This window comes from Nostoc foliaceum FACHB-393, assembly GCF_014698505.1.
Classification (GTDB): Bacteria; Cyanobacteriota; Cyanobacteriia; order Cyanobacteriales; family Nostocaceae; genus Nostoc; species Nostoc foliaceum_A.
This window is the reverse complement of sequence record NZ_JACJTD010000017.1, coordinates 77,736-95,132: the sequence shown is the minus strand read 5'-3', so window position 1 is coordinate 95,132 and position 17,397 is coordinate 77,736. Positions and strand designations below refer to the sequence as shown.

Annotated in this window: 10 protein-coding genes; 7 read left to right on the top strand and 3 right to left on the bottom strand. The window is 40.8% G+C overall.

The window, feature by feature from the left end:
- Nucleotides 1–105: 105 nt before the first annotated feature.
- A complete protein-coding gene (locus tag H6G92_RS16050; RefSeq protein WP_190894651.1) occupies nt 106–312 on the top strand; it encodes a phycobilisome linker polypeptide in 207 nt (68 codons plus the stop codon).
- Between the two features lie 485 nt (nt 313–797).
- Here the strand turns inward: H6G92_RS16050 and H6G92_RS16045 are convergent, their stop codons facing one another.
- A complete protein-coding gene (locus H6G92_RS16045; protein WP_190894650.1) occupies nt 798–1,799 on the bottom strand; it encodes a hypothetical protein in 1,002 nt (333 codons plus the stop codon).
- A 505-nt stretch (nt 1,800–2,304) separates the two neighbouring features.
- Between H6G92_RS16045 and H6G92_RS16040 the strand changes: the two genes are divergently transcribed.
- From H6G92_RS16040 to H6G92_RS16020, 5 genes are all read left to right on the top strand, one after another.
- The gene (locus H6G92_RS16040; RefSeq protein ID WP_190894649.1) at nt 2,305–3,069 is read left to right on the top strand and encodes a class I SAM-dependent methyltransferase; all 765 of its coding nucleotides are present in this window, start codon (nt 2,305–2,307) and stop codon (nt 3,067–3,069) included.
- Nucleotides 3,066–3,794 carry a TenA family transcriptional regulator gene (locus H6G92_RS16035; RefSeq protein ID WP_190894648.1) on the top strand — a complete coding sequence of 243 codons (729 nt, stop codon included), beginning with the start codon at nt 3,066–3,068 and terminating at the stop codon, nt 3,792–3,794. The genes H6G92_RS16040 and H6G92_RS16035 overlap by 4 nt, the downstream gene beginning before the upstream one ends.
- A gap of 435 nt (nt 3,795–4,229) precedes the next feature.
- Nucleotides 4,230–4,781: a heme NO-binding domain-containing protein gene (locus H6G92_RS16030; protein WP_190894647.1), complete on the top strand. Its 552-nt coding sequence runs from the start codon at nt 4,230–4,232 to the stop codon at nt 4,779–4,781.
- A 10-nt stretch (nt 4,782–4,791) separates the two neighbouring features.
- A complete protein-coding gene (locus H6G92_RS16025) occupies nt 4,792–6,297 on the top strand; it encodes a sensor histidine kinase (protein ID WP_190894646.1) in 1,506 nt (501 codons plus the stop codon).
- 348 nt (nt 6,298–6,645) lie between these two features.
- On the top strand, nt 6,646–7,848 hold the full coding sequence (locus H6G92_RS16020; RefSeq protein WP_190894645.1) for an FtsW/RodA/SpoVE family cell cycle protein: 1,203 nt from the start codon (nt 6,646–6,648) through the stop codon (nt 7,846–7,848).
- Nucleotides 7,849–8,031: 183 nt separating this feature from the next.
- Here H6G92_RS16020 and H6G92_RS16015 read toward each other — a convergent pair whose 3' ends face one another.
- Both H6G92_RS16015 and H6G92_RS16010 read right to left on the bottom strand, forming a co-directional pair.
- A complete protein-coding gene (locus H6G92_RS16015; protein ID WP_190894644.1) occupies nt 8,032–10,341 on the bottom strand; it encodes a COG1470 family protein in 2,310 nt (769 codons plus the stop codon).
- A gap of 13 nt (nt 10,342–10,354) precedes the next feature.
- On the bottom strand, nt 10,355–12,589 hold the full coding sequence (locus tag H6G92_RS16010) for a hypothetical protein (RefSeq protein WP_190894643.1): 2,235 nt from the start codon (nt 12,587–12,589) through the stop codon (nt 10,355–10,357).
- Nucleotides 12,590–13,095: 506 nt separating this feature from the next.
- Here H6G92_RS16010 and H6G92_RS16005 point away from each other — a divergent pair.
- On the top strand, nt 13,096–17,304 hold the full coding sequence (locus H6G92_RS16005) for a DUF4347 domain-containing protein (RefSeq protein WP_190894642.1): 4,209 nt from the start codon (nt 13,096–13,098) through the stop codon (nt 17,302–17,304).
- The last annotated feature ends 93 nt before the right edge of the window (nt 17,305–17,397 follow it).

The window sequence follows — 17,397 nt, the reverse complement described above, 5'->3', positions numbered from 1 at the left end:
CTAGTATTGATGTTTGATTTCCAGCCTTGGAATGATTAAAAGATTTGCACTCAAGATTTTGAGATAAAAAAAGTTTTCACAAAGTTTACAGGAGATTTTCAAAACATGGCCCGTTTTTTTAAAATTACTGCTCTAGTTCCTAGCCAAACCCGAATTCGTACCCAACGTGAACTGCAAAATACTTACTTCACTAAGTTAGTTCCCTATGAAAACTGGTTCCGCGAACAGCAACGCATTCAAAAAGCAGGCGGTAAAATCATCAAAGTAGAACTGGCAACTGGCAAGCAAGGTGCTAATGCTGGCTTGTCGTAATTCTGTAAATAGAACATTATTTTAGGGAATTGGTGAGAGGTCAGCAAAGACCTCTTTTTTGTTGATAATTGATACTACAAACAATCTGTTAATTAAGCATATAATTAGCTGCTACACAAACAAAGTATACCTGCGTGAACTTAATAAAATAACCTGCTTAGGCGGGTTTAGTCTATGTAGCAGCGATTTCTAATCGCCAGGGCTGAATAAAATTTAACTTTTATATTTGATGTTTAATCTACGTATTTTTTCACGATTCAATTCGGATTGCTGATTTTGAGTCCTGCATTTTGTACCTCACGTGCAAACTACTGTAATTGCAAAATATGCAATTGACTCAGATAGAAATAAGGTACTCTTAATCAAGCTTGTTAGCTTTTTTAAAGTACTTGTCCCACTCAGCATCTAGGTCTATGGGTGATAAAGATTAATAAAGAGGTCTGGTATTAGACCTCTTTTTTTTTTGTTGCTTGTATTCCTAAAAGTTAAAAGTTGAACATTTCTACAATGCGATACCCACGAGTATATAGGGGAACTGGAGCGCCAGAATTCTGTTTTTTCCTTGCTTGTTCAGAAGTTTCATCAAATACAATTAGTGTTTCTTTCCCAACTTTCAGCCAGTCTTCATAGGGCACACTCATATCTTCTTCAATACCAGCAATATTAGATGCTACCATTGCCCGGTAAGCTTCATTAAATTTTCTACGAAACCGAAAATCTACTGAAATTCTCAGACCTTCAGTTTTCCTTCTTACTGTTTGATGCAATCCACGGGCATCATTAAAGTACATCGTTCCGTGTTGAAGTTGTGCTTCTGTGTAGGAGACAACCATTGGAATATTCCGACCTTCATCGAAGTCTGACATTACCTGCATAGACGGTAGTTCCATTTCGCGGGGCATTTCACCCGCTTCAATGGTTATATTATCGATGTCGCCAAACAGTGGTAGAACCACTACAGTAGCATCAGCAGCAACACCTGCCCAGACATCACTGTGGCATTTTGAGCTAGCGAAGGGTAAACCTAGCTTCTTTGCATCAGTTTTGCCGTAGACCATGCGGAGATTTACTGGTAAATCCACCGCATCAATTAGGTCATTTGCTCCTAGTTGGTAGAAAGCCTCAGCTACGCTTTTTTGAAAGAGGTTAAATGCCAAAGTATGTTCTCGCTTGGGCATCAAAAGACCAGTGCCAGTATAGTTCGACAAAGTATTTCTTGCTTCTATTAGCCGTTCAAGCATTTCAGCTTCTGAAAGAATGATAGGACTATTCAGACATGCTGAAATATAACCGGCAGCAGCAATTCGGATCTGCTGGAATAACTCAGGTTTTAATGTGTGTTCAAACAGTAGTCGGTACTGTCGCTTTGTAGCAATTTTATCAGCAAGCTCATCAAAGAGGCGATCGCCAAGCTCAGAAAATGCGATCGCACGTTCATATTCTAAGCTGCATACTGGTGATTCTGCTAATAGTTCTTTTAACATCATTTCTTCCAACGTTATTTTAAATTGGCTAAATAACTCATCTATCCAAAGCCATCTCGCTTTCAAAACGAATCTGGTTATTACAAATTAACAAGATTACTTTTTTTCTACTTCGTAAAATATACTGTTTTATTTATCTTACTTATCTTTATTAAAAAAGCTAATTTTAACTTTTTTAATAAAATATAGATGAAGTTGAAGTTTATAAACCAAACTAGCTATATGTGAAGTAACTATTAATTAAGTAAATAGTAAACTTTATGAAGTTAAATATAATTTATCTGTTTCTATTTAAAGAAACTAACAAGATGGTATTTTCAAGTTAATCATTTTTTTGAAAATGTTAGTTTTTAAATACAAAATCACCAAGCAAAATAAAATCAGTAAAATTAACATTATCAATAAAACATATTAATTGTTAAAACATATATATTCAGTAGTATTTCAGCTTTATCTGAATGAAATTGAGCAAGACAAACATAACTCAAATATAAATAAACACTTAAAAATGTCAAATCACAAAATCTCAACTCAAAAATTATATAACCACACAGCATCAGAGTGGATTAGAGGAGAACCTACTTCCCTATCAGACTTTACAGCACGCCCTTTTGTACTAGAGCTTTGTGAGCCTGTTGCTGGGGTGCGAGTACTCGATATAGGTTGTGGTGAAGGTTATTGCAGTCGAGAATTACGCCGACGTGGCGCTGCACAGGTGCATGGAATAGACCTTTCCCAAGGAATGATTGCAGCAGCAAACTTGCAAGAAGTAGAAAATGCGTTGGGTATTAGCTATGAAGTAGGATGTGCTACTAATCTCAAGCAGTTTGATGATGGCGAAATTGATCTAGTTGTTGCAGTTTTTCTATTTAACTATTTGACAATTGCTCAGACCCAAGAATGCATGACAGAAGTTGCACGCATTCTTCGTCCAGGCGGTCGATTTGTATTCAGCGTTCCCCATCCATCTTTTCCATATATGCGGGAAGCAGCATATCCGTTTTATTTTCAAGTTGAGGGTGCAGGCTATTTCAGCAAGCGAGATCAGCAGTTTCCTGGTCGGATTTGGAAACGAGACGGCTCTTGGCTAAATGTGCAATTGATTCACAAAACTCTTGAGGATTACTTTAATGCTCTTAAAATTGCTGGCTTCAATACGATGCCATTCTTACAAGAATTGCGTGTGACTCCAGAACATATCGCAATAGATGAATCATTTTTTAGCCCCTTAGTCGACCAACCACTCCATCTAGCCCTACAAATATCACGATGATACAGACATCTTCTTTAGTGACAGATTCCTTCCGTGACATAACGGTTAATCATCCTCTATGGAATCATGAGTTTCTCATCCGCTGTCGAACTGGAAATTTATTTTTACCAGACGTACAGGTACTAGCTGTTCAGATGTACAAATTCTCCAAAGAATTTAATCGTATCTTGGCTAGTATTTTGTCTTGCTGTCAAGATGAAAGTAGTCAGTTAGTCATCTTAGAAAATCTATTTGACGAAATGGGACAGGGAGATACAACTCAGTCCCACCCGGAATTATTTCGTAAATTTACCCGCGCACTTGGTATCCACGACGAAACTCTGACAGCACTGCCCACTGCACCTGAAACTCTCGCCCTTATTGAAACCTACTTGCGGATGCCACATAAGTACGGCTATTTAGCTGCACTGGGTGCTGTCTGTTATGCTTCCGAAGGGATTGTTAGCTCACTGTACACGCAGCTATATAAAGGAATTGTCGGCGCTACTCCCTTACCCAAAGAATCGCTGATCTTTTTTGAAGTCCATATTGATGTGGATGATAGTCATGCAGCAAAGCTAGCAGCAGTAATTGAACCTCGAATAACCATGAATGAAGAGGATATAAAGATCAAGCTGGCTATCGCAGAAGCTATGGATGCTCGTGTTCAATTTTTTAACGGAATTCAGCGTCAAATCTCTAAATATGGCTTTTATACTGATTCCTGGCTGCCTTTTGATGCATAAATACAGTAGTTTGTTAAGTTCAAATTGATGGGTAAGCAAGTTTGTAGTAAGAACTAAAGTGCTTACTACAAAACCTCCAAACTATAGGACTCATATTTAATTTTTGAAAAAACTCCGTACAACTCAAAATGCCTTATTGCTTTCTTACCTATTGCCTGTTAAGTCTAATAAGTTCAAAAATTAAAGCGGATTCCTATAGCTTGACAAGGTAGTGGGTAAAAGCAATAAGTGAAAATACGGTTACCACAACAAGGATTTGTAGCATTAAAATGTGAACAGTTTTCCCCTATTTTTTCGGCTTTTAAAGCTGTAATAAAACATTTCAAGGTTTGTCTACAAAAAATTGTGTCATTTAAATAACCCTTTTAAAGAATTAGTTGTCAAGTCTTGGGCAAATTCACAAAGCAAAATTAGGTGCAGCAAGAGGAGGCTTCCATGTACGGATTAGTGAACAAGGCGATTCAAGACATGGTGTGCAGTCGCTTTGGCGAAGAGACTTGGAAAGAAATTAAGCACAAAGCAGAGGTAGATGTAGATGTTTTCCTCAGTATGGAAGGCTATCCCGATGACATCACCCACAGGCTGGTAAAAGCTGCTAGTGTCGTTCTCGGTCTATCTCCCTCAGAGATTATGCAAGCTTTTGGCGAATTCTGGGTTCAGTACACAGCTCAAGAAGGCTATGGCGAAATGATGGATATGAGCGGAGATGCACTCCCTGAGTTTTTAGAAAATCTTGATAATCTTCATGCTCGTGTAGGAGTTAGTTTTCCTAAACTTCAGCCTCCATCATTTGAGTGTACTGATATGGAGGAAAATTCTTTGAGCCTACATTATCGCTCTGATAGAGAAGGGCTAACGCCAATGATTCTTGGACTAGTCAAGGGGTTGGGAACCAGGTTTGATACAGAAGTTCATATTACCCAGACCCAGAGTCGAGATGATGGTGCTGAACATGATGAATTTTTAGTGATTTATAAACCAAATTGAGTGAAGTAGCATGTCTCCTCCTCACCTGACGCTTTCACCAGAGTTACTGGCGAAAGCTTTTCCTTTCCATTTTGCCTTTAGCCGTAATCGGGAAATTGTACAAGCTGGTGATGTATTAGGGCGCATTAGTCCTGAACCATTAGTTGGTAAATTGATTGAGAAGCATTTCCAGATTAATCGCCCAAAAATTTTGGTCGATTTTGATGCTATTGGTAAACAGTCTCGTGCCCTGTTCATATTAGAGTTTATTCACAATGGAATGCAGCTCAAGGGCCAGATGATGTATCAACCAGAGCAGGAGGTAATATTTTTTTTAGGTTCTCCCTGGATTACAGATACGACTAGCTTGGCTCCACTGGGTATCAAACTCAAAGATTTTGCGATTCACGACCCAATTGTTGATTTCCTGTTTTTACTGCAAGCTCAGAACACCGCTTTAACTGATGCCAAAAAGTTGACAAGCGAACTAAAACAGCAAAGGGCACAACTACGGAGTGCGCTACAAATTAAGGAGAATTTAGCAGAAATTGCTGAGGCTCAGGCTAAAAAATTGGAAAAATCGCTTCGGGAACTACAGCAAACTCAAGCCCAATTAGTTCAGGCTGAGAAAATGTCCAGTTTAGGACAGTTGGTTGCGGGAGTTGCTCACGAAATTAACAACCCCGTTAACTTTATTTACGGGAATTTGAAATATGCAAAAGATTATACACAGTCCCTGCTAAAACTTGTGGTTCTTTACCAGCAGTTTTATGCCAATTCTGTGCCAGAAATTCAAGAATATATTAAGGAAATTGAGTTAGATTTTTTACTAGATGATTTACCCAAAATCCTAAATTCGATGCAAGTAGGAGCCGAACGGATCTCTGAAATTGTCTTGTCCCTGCGGAATTTCTCTCGTCTTGATGAAGCAGAGAAGAAAAGAGTTGATATTCACCAAGGGCTGGATAGTACTTTGCTGATTTTACAGAATCGGTTTAAGAATAGTGTTGATAATACTGGTATAAAATTAGTTAAAAATTATGGGAATTTGCCTTTAGTAGATTGCTACGCTGGTCAACTAAATCAAGTATTCATGAATATTATTAGTAATGCAATCGATGCGCTCGAAAACTATAACAGTAAACGCGCGATCGCAGAAATTCATGCTAATCCTAATACAATTACAATTACTACGGAAGTCATAGAAACTAACTGTGTGATCCGAATTGCTGATAATGGTTCAGGAATGACAGAAGCAGTTAAGGAGCGACTGTTTAATCCATTTTTCACAACTAAGCCTGTAGGTAAGGGTACAGGATTAGGCTTATCAATTAGCTATCAGATTGTAGTTGAAAAACATGGGGGAACACTAAGATGTGTATCAGAACCTGGACAAGGAACTGAGTTCTGGATTGAAATTCCCTTGTCTATGGACAGACAAGCAGTTAATTGTGTCAAATCGTTGAGTTTTATGAATTGTCAAAATTCAGCAATGCTTACAGTGGGTGATTGGGACTCAACACCTTCTGTGATCTAAGGAAGCCTTGGATTCATAGTTTTCTCTGAATTCTGAATTTTTCTATAAATTACTGTTTTTTTGTAAATCTGCTCATTGATTGCCGCATAGCGATACCTTTTCTAAGTTCCCTGTGGGATGCTACGCAAACGCGCAACGTGTCGCAGACAGATACTCTTGCTAGCTTGCTTCTCCGTAAAGGTACAGCGCACATAGCCAACGTAATTGGTCAGAAATTATTGAACTAGCAGTGTATTGAAGTTGACAACTCTAATATTTTTGGTTGTAAAGCCTACTTATAAGTTATAAGTTATGATTTATGAGTTTTATTGCTAACTCCTAATTCCTAACTTTTTACCTGTACTGATCGTGAATCTACGCCGCCTGATTCCAATTTTTGATAGTTCAGTCTCCAACTGGGCCTTAGAAGCGCGGTTGTTGCGCTGGTTAACGTTGATTTGGCTGTTTGTCGGCTTGATCATGCTATTTTCAGCATCCTATCCCGTTGCTGACTCCCGTCATGATGATGGGTTGTACTACTTTAAGCGTCAACTGCTTTGGGTCTTAGTTTCCTTAATCGGATTCAATATTATTGTTAATTTGCCATTGCAGAAAATTTTGAGACTATCTCATTGGTTTTTATTATTGTTTTTGACGTTAATTTTCATTACGCTGATCCCAGGATTGGGAAAGAAGGCTTTTGACGCAGCACGTTGGATAGCAATTGGACCAATTCCGATTCAACCTTCAGAATTAATTAAACCCTTTTTGGTGCTGCAAAGTGCGCGGCTTTTTGGTCAGTGGGAACGAATCAGTTGGCGGGTTCGCTTGGCTTGGTTGGGTATTTTCGGTTTAGTACTTTTAGGAATTATTGCCCAGCCTAACTTGAGTACAACAGCACTTTGCGGTATGACTATTTGGCTAATTGCTCTAGCAGCTGGATTACCTTACAAGTATCTGGGAGGAACAGCAATTGGTGGAGTGATGCTGGCAATACTAAGTATTAGTATTAAAGAGTATCAACGTAAACGGGTGATGTCATTCCTCAATCCGTGGGCGGATGCTACAGGAGATGGCTACCAGTTGGTGCAAAGTCTACTAGCGGTGGGTTCTGGTAGAACTTGGGGTTCTGGATTTGGGCTTTCTCAACAAAAACTATTTTATTTACCAATTCAGGATACAGATTTTATTTTTGCGGTGTTCGCTGAAGAGTTTGGCTTTATCGGCAGTATGGTGTTGTTGGCACTTTTAGCTACATTCGCCACTCTCGGATTAATTGTGGCGCTGAAGGCTAAAAATACAGTACATCGATTGGTAGCGATCGGTGTGACTATTTTGATGGTAGGACAATCATTGCTCCATGTAGGTGTTGCTACAGGTTCTCTACCGACTACTGGCTTACCTTTGCCCATGTTTAGTTATGGTGGTAATTCCATGATTGCCAGCTTGATAGCTGCTGGGTTGTTGATTCGGGTAGCACGCGAAAGTAGCGAAGCGGAGATAGTACCGTTGCGAAAACCCCTGTTTGAAAATGGGCGCAGACGCCGAGCTTTTCAGAAAAATAGGAATTGAGTTAGCAAAAGCTTTTTGCAGGAATTAAATAGATTATGAAAGACCTAAAACAAGCAATAATTAGCTACTCCAGCAGAGACTTCGAACACCGCAAAATTCGTATTCTCCGGTAGCAGAAGCTTACAAGATGATTTTAGAAGCAGTCTTCAACTTTAATCTCTGCATTTTACATCGCCCAAAAAGTTACCTCAGGGGTAAAGGAGTTTTAAATGAACTATTGCTAGGTGGCAGAGTAGGCACCATTGGGTTAATGCTAGGTATAGGAGTAGGCTCTACTTTTTTGAGCACTGTGATTGCAAATCCTCTTTGCTGGGGTTGTTGCTTACCAGATATATCATTCACTAGTAGTCCGATTTGAGACGGGAAGGCTTGATTTACTGGAAGCTTTATTGAGTCAACTGGTTTAACATCATTGCCGTATGGCAGAAGTTTGACCTGAATATTTTCTCCCTCTACTCTCCAACTCAGAGTAGCAGATTCTCCTTCGTTAAGAACTAGATTTGGTTGCTCACTACCGTTGATTCTAAAAGAGACAATCTTAAATGGTTTCGGTAATATTCCAATTTTTGATTCAGTCTTTTTAGAACTAATTTTCTCACTCCCGTTATTAGGAAAAGCTTTGATTTCAAATGCGAAGTTTCCCGCTTTATATGCTGGTAGAGGAATATTTGTACATCGCAGTTGTTGATTTTGTTGTGTACATAGCTTTTGAAGTTTAGGGTCGGCAAGATTACCTTGATTAAATTTATAAGTAATTGGTTCACCATATGATGTTCCATCATCTGCACTACCAGCAATTTGAACTTGCGCCAGCAATAGCGGCCGGGCAATTGTCCAACTTAAAAGAATATTTTGACCTTTTGTATACTGTGGTTTATCTGCTTGGAAACTAAGTACTTCAGCAATTTGTTTTTCAGCTATTTCTACTTGGGTTGTTTGGGTTGCTACTTGGTTTTTGGGAGAAAATAGTTGTATACCATTACGATAAAAGGCTTGTAACTCAAAAGTATAATTCCCTTTTGTTTTTACTCCAGTTTTAACATTGCTACAAATTAGCTCTTGTTTCTCTTGTACCTGACAAGGAGGTATTTCATTAGCACTTCCTTTACCCAGTGTTTCAGGAATGCCATTGCTAAAGTCATAGGTAATAGGCTGAATAGGTTGCGAACCTTTAGCCGTCAGAACCAATTTTTGCAATTGTTGATAATTGTGAATGTCCCACTTCAGAGCTACCTCATCCTCCTCTTCGGTAATTCGAGGGTTATTGGCACTAAAATTTTCTAATCTCAAAGGATCGGGGTTTAAAATTCGCCAAATGATGAATCCTATCCCTCCTAGTAACGCCAAAACTGCCAAAATTAATAGAATAAATTGCCACCAAGGACGGGGTTTCCATACCAAAGTTCCCTGAGGCAATGTGTTAGGTAAAGGTAAATTTTGTGGGTCTTTGATGTCGAGTTGAAAGTTGACCACTAGGCCTGCACCAAACCACGGTCGTCGCCACCAAGGTCTGGGTTTAACCGTCAAATTGGCCACAGCACTTCTATTAGGTAATAATCTTACTTCAGTAGGATCAAATTTATAACTATATAGTTCTTCTTCGTCTCGACTTTTTAAGCTTAATATCAGTTCACGGACAATATTTCCCTGGTTAGATAGTGATAATTCATACTTTCCAAGACTACGGCTCACTTGTCCCAAGATGGTATGAAGTTCTATATCTAGACGATAATTTGTCGGAATTTGGATATACACCAAATCCAGCAGTACTAAGTCTGGAGAGTTTTCCGAATACAAGCGGATTGTTGGAGAATAGCTTCCCGCAAGGGTATCTCCTGGTGGGTGAAATTTCAATAATATTTGACCTTGAGTACCAGGGTTGAGTTCTAGTGCAGTAACATCAGATACCAACCCTGTCCCCTCGTATCCAGTTGCCGGATAATTAATTGTAAACCAGTCATCGTCTAAATCTGGGCAACTCAAGCGGAACCTATCTACGAGATAAGAACGATTGTCAACTATTACCTCCACTTGCAGAGGTTCACCAGGATTGAAAATTAGTGGCTTGTTGGGGTTTGTGTTCGGTCTAATGGAAAATGTCGGGTCATTCACCCGAATTGCAGTCTGTTCTGTTAGCAGAACCTTAATTTGATTTGGGAAGGTTATGGGAGTATCTTGTGGATAATGTAGAGGGGAATCTACGACTAGTGTATAGTCATATGTTCCTGGGAGAGCATTTGTGGCGATTTGAAACTCAAATCTTACTTCGTCGCTATTCTGTTGGGGAGCTAATGCTAAACTTTCTCTAGGAGAACTAGACCAACCAGTTAAATTTTGAAATACTTCGTCAAAAACAAAATATAAGTCAATAACTGCACTCTGGTCTCCCTGATTAATCACAACAACATAGATTTCAATGGTATCTCCTGGCATTCCAAATTGAATTCCAGGTGGGTTGATAATAACTTGTAGTGGATTGAATTTAGCTTGCATCTTATCAACTCCCTTATTTGATGCGGTGTAGTTTGACTTGAAAATCTTCACTTCCACTCACAATCATGGTTCCTTGATTAGTTTTCAAGTCGATACTATTGATTTTTTTAGAGCTTTGGTAAATTGTTTTACCTTCCGCTGCCTTTGTTTTGTCGAGTTTATGTTCGGGGGTTAAGTACCAAACCATTACTCGTCCATCATCGCCACCACTTACTAAGAGGTTACCATCATCACTAAATGCCAGACTACGCACAGATGTTTTTGATGCTGACCAGCGGTCTAGTGGTGAACAATTGAGTTCATTTACTTTTTCCTGCGGATTCGGATTTTTGAGAGTTTGGCACTGATTCAAATTCCAAATCGTAATGAATCCCGCAGAATCGGAGGTTGCGAGAATTTTTTCTGCTGAGTTAGGAACAAAAGCCAATCCCCAAATATAGTCTTCACGCCCAACTCTTTCGTCTAGTTTTTCTAGATTTTGCACTGATAAACCTGGGAATTGTTTATCAGACTGAGTTGGATTCCACTGCCACAAGATGAAACGCTTAAAATTTCCTGAAATTACTAGAGTTTTTGCATCTGGACTGAGATTTAATGCCCGGACTTGGAAACCTGATAGTTTCAAGGTACTTTGGACATCGATAACTTGCGGTTCTGGCAGAAAATCGCTGTTAGGGGCTGGTCTTGACCACACTCTAACTTTACCACTGCCATAACCGCTGAATAAGTTAAGTGAGTTTGAGGTGAAAGCTAGGTCAAAAATGCGATCACCTTTTGCTTTTGGATCTTTAAGGTCTTGAAGTTGGCTAATCTTTGTACCTGAAGGGATATCTCTTAGTTCAATTACCCCATTATCTAAACCAACAGCAGCACGATCATTTTGTAACGGCATGAAGCGTAAAACTTGTACTGCATCATCGGTAATTGCCATCAAACCCTTAGGCTGTTGCGGTTTATCACATGCAACAGGCTGCCCAGCATATCTTACTGTATCGTCGGGGTTTAAGCTATCAGCACCGATTCTCCAAAGTCTTAAGGTGCAATCATCTGAGCCACTGACCACAGATAAACCAATGCCACTAAAACGTACTGAGTTGACAGAACGTGTATGCATTACACCTCTTGGTTGTAGTATTAATGCTAAGAGTGCTGCTAAAAGTGCGATCGCAGCCAACTGTAGCCATAAAGGTATAATTGGCAGAGTCTCCACTTCTAATGTCTGCGTGGCGGGGTCTGTACTCCCTAAACGTTGGTCGGATAATTCCGATTTGGCCTCTAATAATAGAGTTTTGCCGATTCCTACCCAAGGACGTTTTGCTTTAACATCAAGTATAACTTTACTTGTCTCTCCTAGATGGAGATTAGCAATTTCAGGAAGCTTTTTGAAACTACATTTTCGCCAGTCTCTACCCTGCACCTGCACATTAATTTGCTGGTTGAGGTTGCTAGCGTTTTTAAATAGTAATTCAAAGGAAGCTGTATCAGATTTCCAGTCAGGCAACCATGCCGATTTACTAGGAATTTTGAGGTTTTTTTGTGTGGTGGTAAAATCTACAAAACCCACTGGCAAAACTTCAATGTTGCCTTCAGCATTAGTTGGATAACCATTATTGCTAACAGCTTCAATAGTAAAAGGGTAATTTTGACTGGGTGCTTGCACTACAGAAGGCGGTTGGCATTGGAATGTGGCTTCTGCTAAACCACCTGGATCTAAAGATAATCGGCGTTCTGCACTACCAGTCAGCCAAGACGGATCAACGCCTGTAAAACGTAATACCACATCAGTTGGTTGTTGTCCCAAATTCCGCACCCGTACTGGTATATCTACAGAATTACGGGGATAAACTTGGAACTCTCGTACAGGCAATTCTACATTTAAATGCGTTGGTCTGTTGTCTCGCTCGATTTTTAGGCGTAGCACAAGTCTGCACTGTTGTGCTAATTGCGGTGAAAAAATCTTTACCATCAGGTTGACAGTACCGACAAATCCCGGAATGGGTGTATTGAATATAAAGACTTGAAATATGGTACTACTACCCGGTGGTTTAGCTGCTGCCACCTCTGGTTCGAGTCGATACCAACGATATCCTGTGTTCCGAGTTTCTCCTGCTGCGGCAATTTCTATCTGAAAATTGACAAAGCGATCGCTGTCATTATTGACAGTTACTTCAAAGGAGACAGGTGTATCACCTGGACGAAAAGTTAAGTTTTGAGTAGAAAGGCTGGCATTAATAACACTTTTTTCCATACTATTACTTGTAAAATTTTTTTATATTCTGCATGATTAGCACTATTAAAAAATTAATGTCAATGTCTGCGAAAACGTGACAATAGTTTTTTGTTTGAATATTGAAATGTATATATTATTCAATATTTTGTAATAAATTTGTCAATTTCTAAAAGTAATTTTCATAAAAGCTATATATTAAAATCCAAATTCATCAATTGAATATCTGGCGCGATTCTCAACAAAACTTGATAAACCAAGTTTATAGGCGAAGAATTGAGTTTTTGAGGTTGAATCAGCATAAAACCTTTAATACTCATTCTATATGTGAGTTTGAGAACACTGTAAAATTACATACTTTTATTGCTTTACAAAAGCGTCAACTTGCTAGATGATAGCAACGAAAGGGAAAATAATTAGTAAATATATATAGTATTTTTAGCTATCGGTAGTTGTGTGAAAATCCTGTAATTAAGCGGCTGAAGTCGGTTTGAGATTCCCTCATTACCTTAGCTCGAAGTAAAGAAATGGCAACACTACATACCTCACACTTCCAAGTAAATCTCGCAACTTCCACTTCCTATGTCCGTAATTTAGTCTTTATCGACATGGGGGTTGAAGACTATAGCGTTCTAGTCAATGGCGTGCTTGATAATACCCAATTGTTCGTACTTGATTCAACACAGAACGGAGTTGAACAAATTACAGCAATTCTGGAGAGTTGCGTAGACGCGCAGCAGCTTGTCGCTAAACATCGCACGGATTTGACTAATGTTCATATTGTGTGCCACGGTGCCCCAGGTTGCTTACAATTGGGCAACACCCATTTAGGACTCAATACCCTCGACAAATACAGCCAGCAACTCCAAAAATGGCAGAAGATATTTTCAGCCTCTGCCAAAAGCGATAACCCCTGGAACTTACTCATCTATGGTTGCAATGTAGCTTTGGGTGATGCGGGGGAAGAATTTGTACACAAACTGCACCAACTCACCGGAGCAAATATTGCCGCTTCCCGTCAGCCAATTGGCAATGCAGCATTAGGCGGCAACTGGGAGTTAGAAGTGCGCACCACTGAGATGGAAGTGAGTTTAGCATTTGCAGAAACGACGCGACAGGCTTACGCAGGGGTACTGGCTACGTTCACGGTCAATGATACCAAAGATGCAGATGATGGTGATCCGAACAACGGCATCACGACACTCCGGGAGGCAATTAACTTAGCCAATGCTACTGCTGGGAATGATGCGATCGCCTTTGGGGAAGTGTTTACTGATGCCACCCCAGATATTATCACCCTCACCTCTGGGCAACTGACGATTACCGATGATATCACCATCTTGGGGACTGGGGCATCTCAGCTGACAGTGAGTGGGAATAATGCCTCTACAATATTCGAGATATCGGGACTAGCGACAATTGTCACCATTGATAGTTTGGCGATCGCTAGCGGCAGTATTAAGGTTAATAGAAATTCCATCCTTAGCCTAGCTAACACCAGTGTATCTGGTAATACAGTAGAAAGTGGCATCTCTAACAGCGGCATTCTCAGTCTTGCTAACACCAGTGTCTTTGGCAATACGGAAGGCGGTATCTATAATGGTGGTACTCTCAGCCTAACTAACAGCAGTGTTTATGGCAATACCGGGGGAAAGAGCATTTTTAATGGCAATACTGCGGGAAGCGGCATTTTTAATGACGGTTCTCCTGGGAACACTGGTACTCTCAGCCTAATTAACAGCAGTGTCTCTGGCAATACGGCAAACTCCGGCGGTGGCATCTATAATCAAGGCGGCACTCTCAGCCTAACCAATAGCAGTATCTCTGGGAATACGGCAAACTTCGGTGGTGGCATTTTTAACGCAGGTGATGATTATTATGGTTCCGGATCAGCTATTCTAACTAATAGCACCATATCTGGTAATACAGCGTTAGAGGATGGCGGTGGCATATATAATGACAGAGCCTACGTAAGTGACAACAAGCTCACCCTAATTAGCACCACAATTAATAACAACACAGCTGACTTAGATGGTGATGGTACTGGCAATGGTGGCGGTGTTTTTAGTTACTTTGATTCCTCTGTTAACGTTCAGGTTAGTAACACCATCATTGCAGGCAACTTCGACAACTCCAACTCCGGTGATATACATCCCGATGTGAGGGGTGGACTGGTTGACTCCGGCAATAATTTGATTGGCAATAATACAGGTAGCATTGATTTTACCACCAGCGCCCTCGTCGGCACAAGTACTAGCCCCATTGACCCCAAACTCGAACTGCTGCAAAATAACGGTGGTGCAACTTTTACACATGCGTTACTTGCGGATAGCCCCGCTATTGATGCTGGAAATAATTCCCTAGTTCCTCCTGGTGTCACGACTGACCAACGCGGCGCTGGATTTGACCGGGTATTCAACGGTGTTGTTGATATTGGTGCTTACGAAGTTCAGCCCCCCATTACCCCGTTACCTGTTAATACTGACACAGTGGTGACTAATACCAGTGATTCTGGCTCAGGGTCATTGCGACAGGCTATTCTCAATGCCAATGCTACTGCTGGGGCGGATACCATTAGCTTTGCGGGCGTGTTCACCGATGCCACCCCAGATATCATCACCCTTACATCTGGGAAACTAACCATTACCGATGATGTAACCATTTTGGGGACTGGGGCATATAAGCTCATTGTGAGTGGGAATAATTCATCGGGCGTGTTCGAGATATCGCGTTCTGGGACAGATGCCAGCATTGATGGCTTGAAGATTGCTAATGCTAATGATCCCTTAGGCAGTATTTTGCTCAATAGCAATACCAGTCTCAGCTTGACTAACAGCAATGTCTCTGACAATACTGGCACCGTAGGCGGCATCTTTAACAAAGGCACCCTCAGCCTAACTAACACCACTGTCTCTGGTAATCGTGGGTCATCATTAGGCGGAGGCATCTTTAACAAAGGCAACCTTAGCCTAACTAACAGTACTGTCTCTAATAATTTTGCAGCCGTCCGTTTCTACCCTGCCTATGGTGGCGGCATATTCAACACAGGCAAACTCAGTTTAACTAACAGCACTGTCTCTAATAATAGTGCGTTCGCCGACGGTCTTGGTCGGGGAGGGCCTGACCCTTACCCATCCTATGGTGGTGGCATTTATAACTCAGGCACCGCCGATATAACGGGAAGCACTCTCTCTGATAATAGTGCGGCAGACGGCGGCGGCGTTTTCAACAATGGTACTTTTAGCCTGACTAACAGCACTGTCTCTGGTAATAGTACATACTACAACGGCGGCGGCATTTATAACAGCGGCACTCTCACCCTTACCAACGACACCATTACAGATAACATAGCAGAAGGCTTTTTCAGCGGTACAGGCGACGGTGGGGGCGTTTTCAATGACTCTGATGGGACTGTTCTTGTTGGGAACACCATCATTGCAGGCAATTTTGATATGAAACCTAACGGGTATTCTGAACCCTTTATCTTCAACCCTGACGTTTCCGGCAACTTTTCCGATGAAGGTAATAACCTAATAGGTGATAATACTGGCAGCACTGGCTTTACCGTCAGCACCCTCGTCGGCACCAGCACCAATCCTATTAACCCCAAACTCAGCCCACTGCAAAATAACGGCGGTGCAACCTTTACCCATGCTTTACGTGGGGATAGTCCTGCCATTAACGCTGGTAATAACTTGCTAGCTCAAGAAAATATTACCACTGATCAACGTGGCGCTGGATTTGACCGGATTCTTGATAATACAGTTGATATTGGTGCTTATGAAGTCCAGATACTGACAGGCGGTGGCGGTCAAAACCAATTTGTGATTCGTTTTGAGGGAACGCAGATAATCACCGATTTTGGTGGTGTGGGCAAAGTAATAAACCCGACAGCAGCAGTAATGGCCGAAGTTGATACTCTCAAATTTGAGGGTGCTGGCTTAACTGCTCGAAATCTGCTCCTCACCCAGAATGGTAGCAATTTGGTAGTCTCTTTTGAAAGCGTGGTCAACAGCCCAGAGATAATCCTGCAAAACTTTGCCCTAGAAAAACTGGAAAACCTCCGTAAATCTACTGGAGCAAACATAGATTTGGGTAATATCCTCTTTGACGGGCAATCCACTATTAGTGACAGCTATGATGTCTTCAATGCCAACTCCAGCCAAAGCACTATTTTCAATAAGAACACAGTCACCTTCCTCAATGACCTGAACAACAATATCAGTGGTTTTGACAACTCAAATGATGTGATTAATGGTCAAGGGGGTAATGACCAAATTGATGGCAAGAGTGGCAATGACTGGCTACGCGGTGGTGAAGGTAACGATACTCTGATTGGTGGTGCTGGTAATGACATTCTTGTTGGTGGTGAAGGTAACGATATTCTCGTTGGTGGTGTCGGCAACGATACTCTAATTGGTGGTGCTGGCAATGACATCCTCACTGGCGGTAGCGGGAATGAGCAGTATATCTACCAAGCCTTGAGCGACAAGGGTACTACTGGTGATACAATCACTGATTTTAATCAAAACCAGGATAAGTTAGTCCTAACTGACTTGTTCAAGAGTTTGGGCTATCGTCCTATCGATGTTTACTACCTACGATTTGTACAATCGGGTACTTCTACTGAAGTTCAGATTGAAGCTAATGATAATGGCTATGGTTGGAATACCTTAGCGACTTTGAATAATTTCACCGCTACTAATTTAGTAGTTGGTACTAACGTCATCGTCTAGCGCTCAGTACTAGTTTGTAGCGACTGTCTTAAAAGTAATCGAGGCACAAGCTTGGATATGTTGCTTAATTTTGGATTTTAGATTTCTGAGACA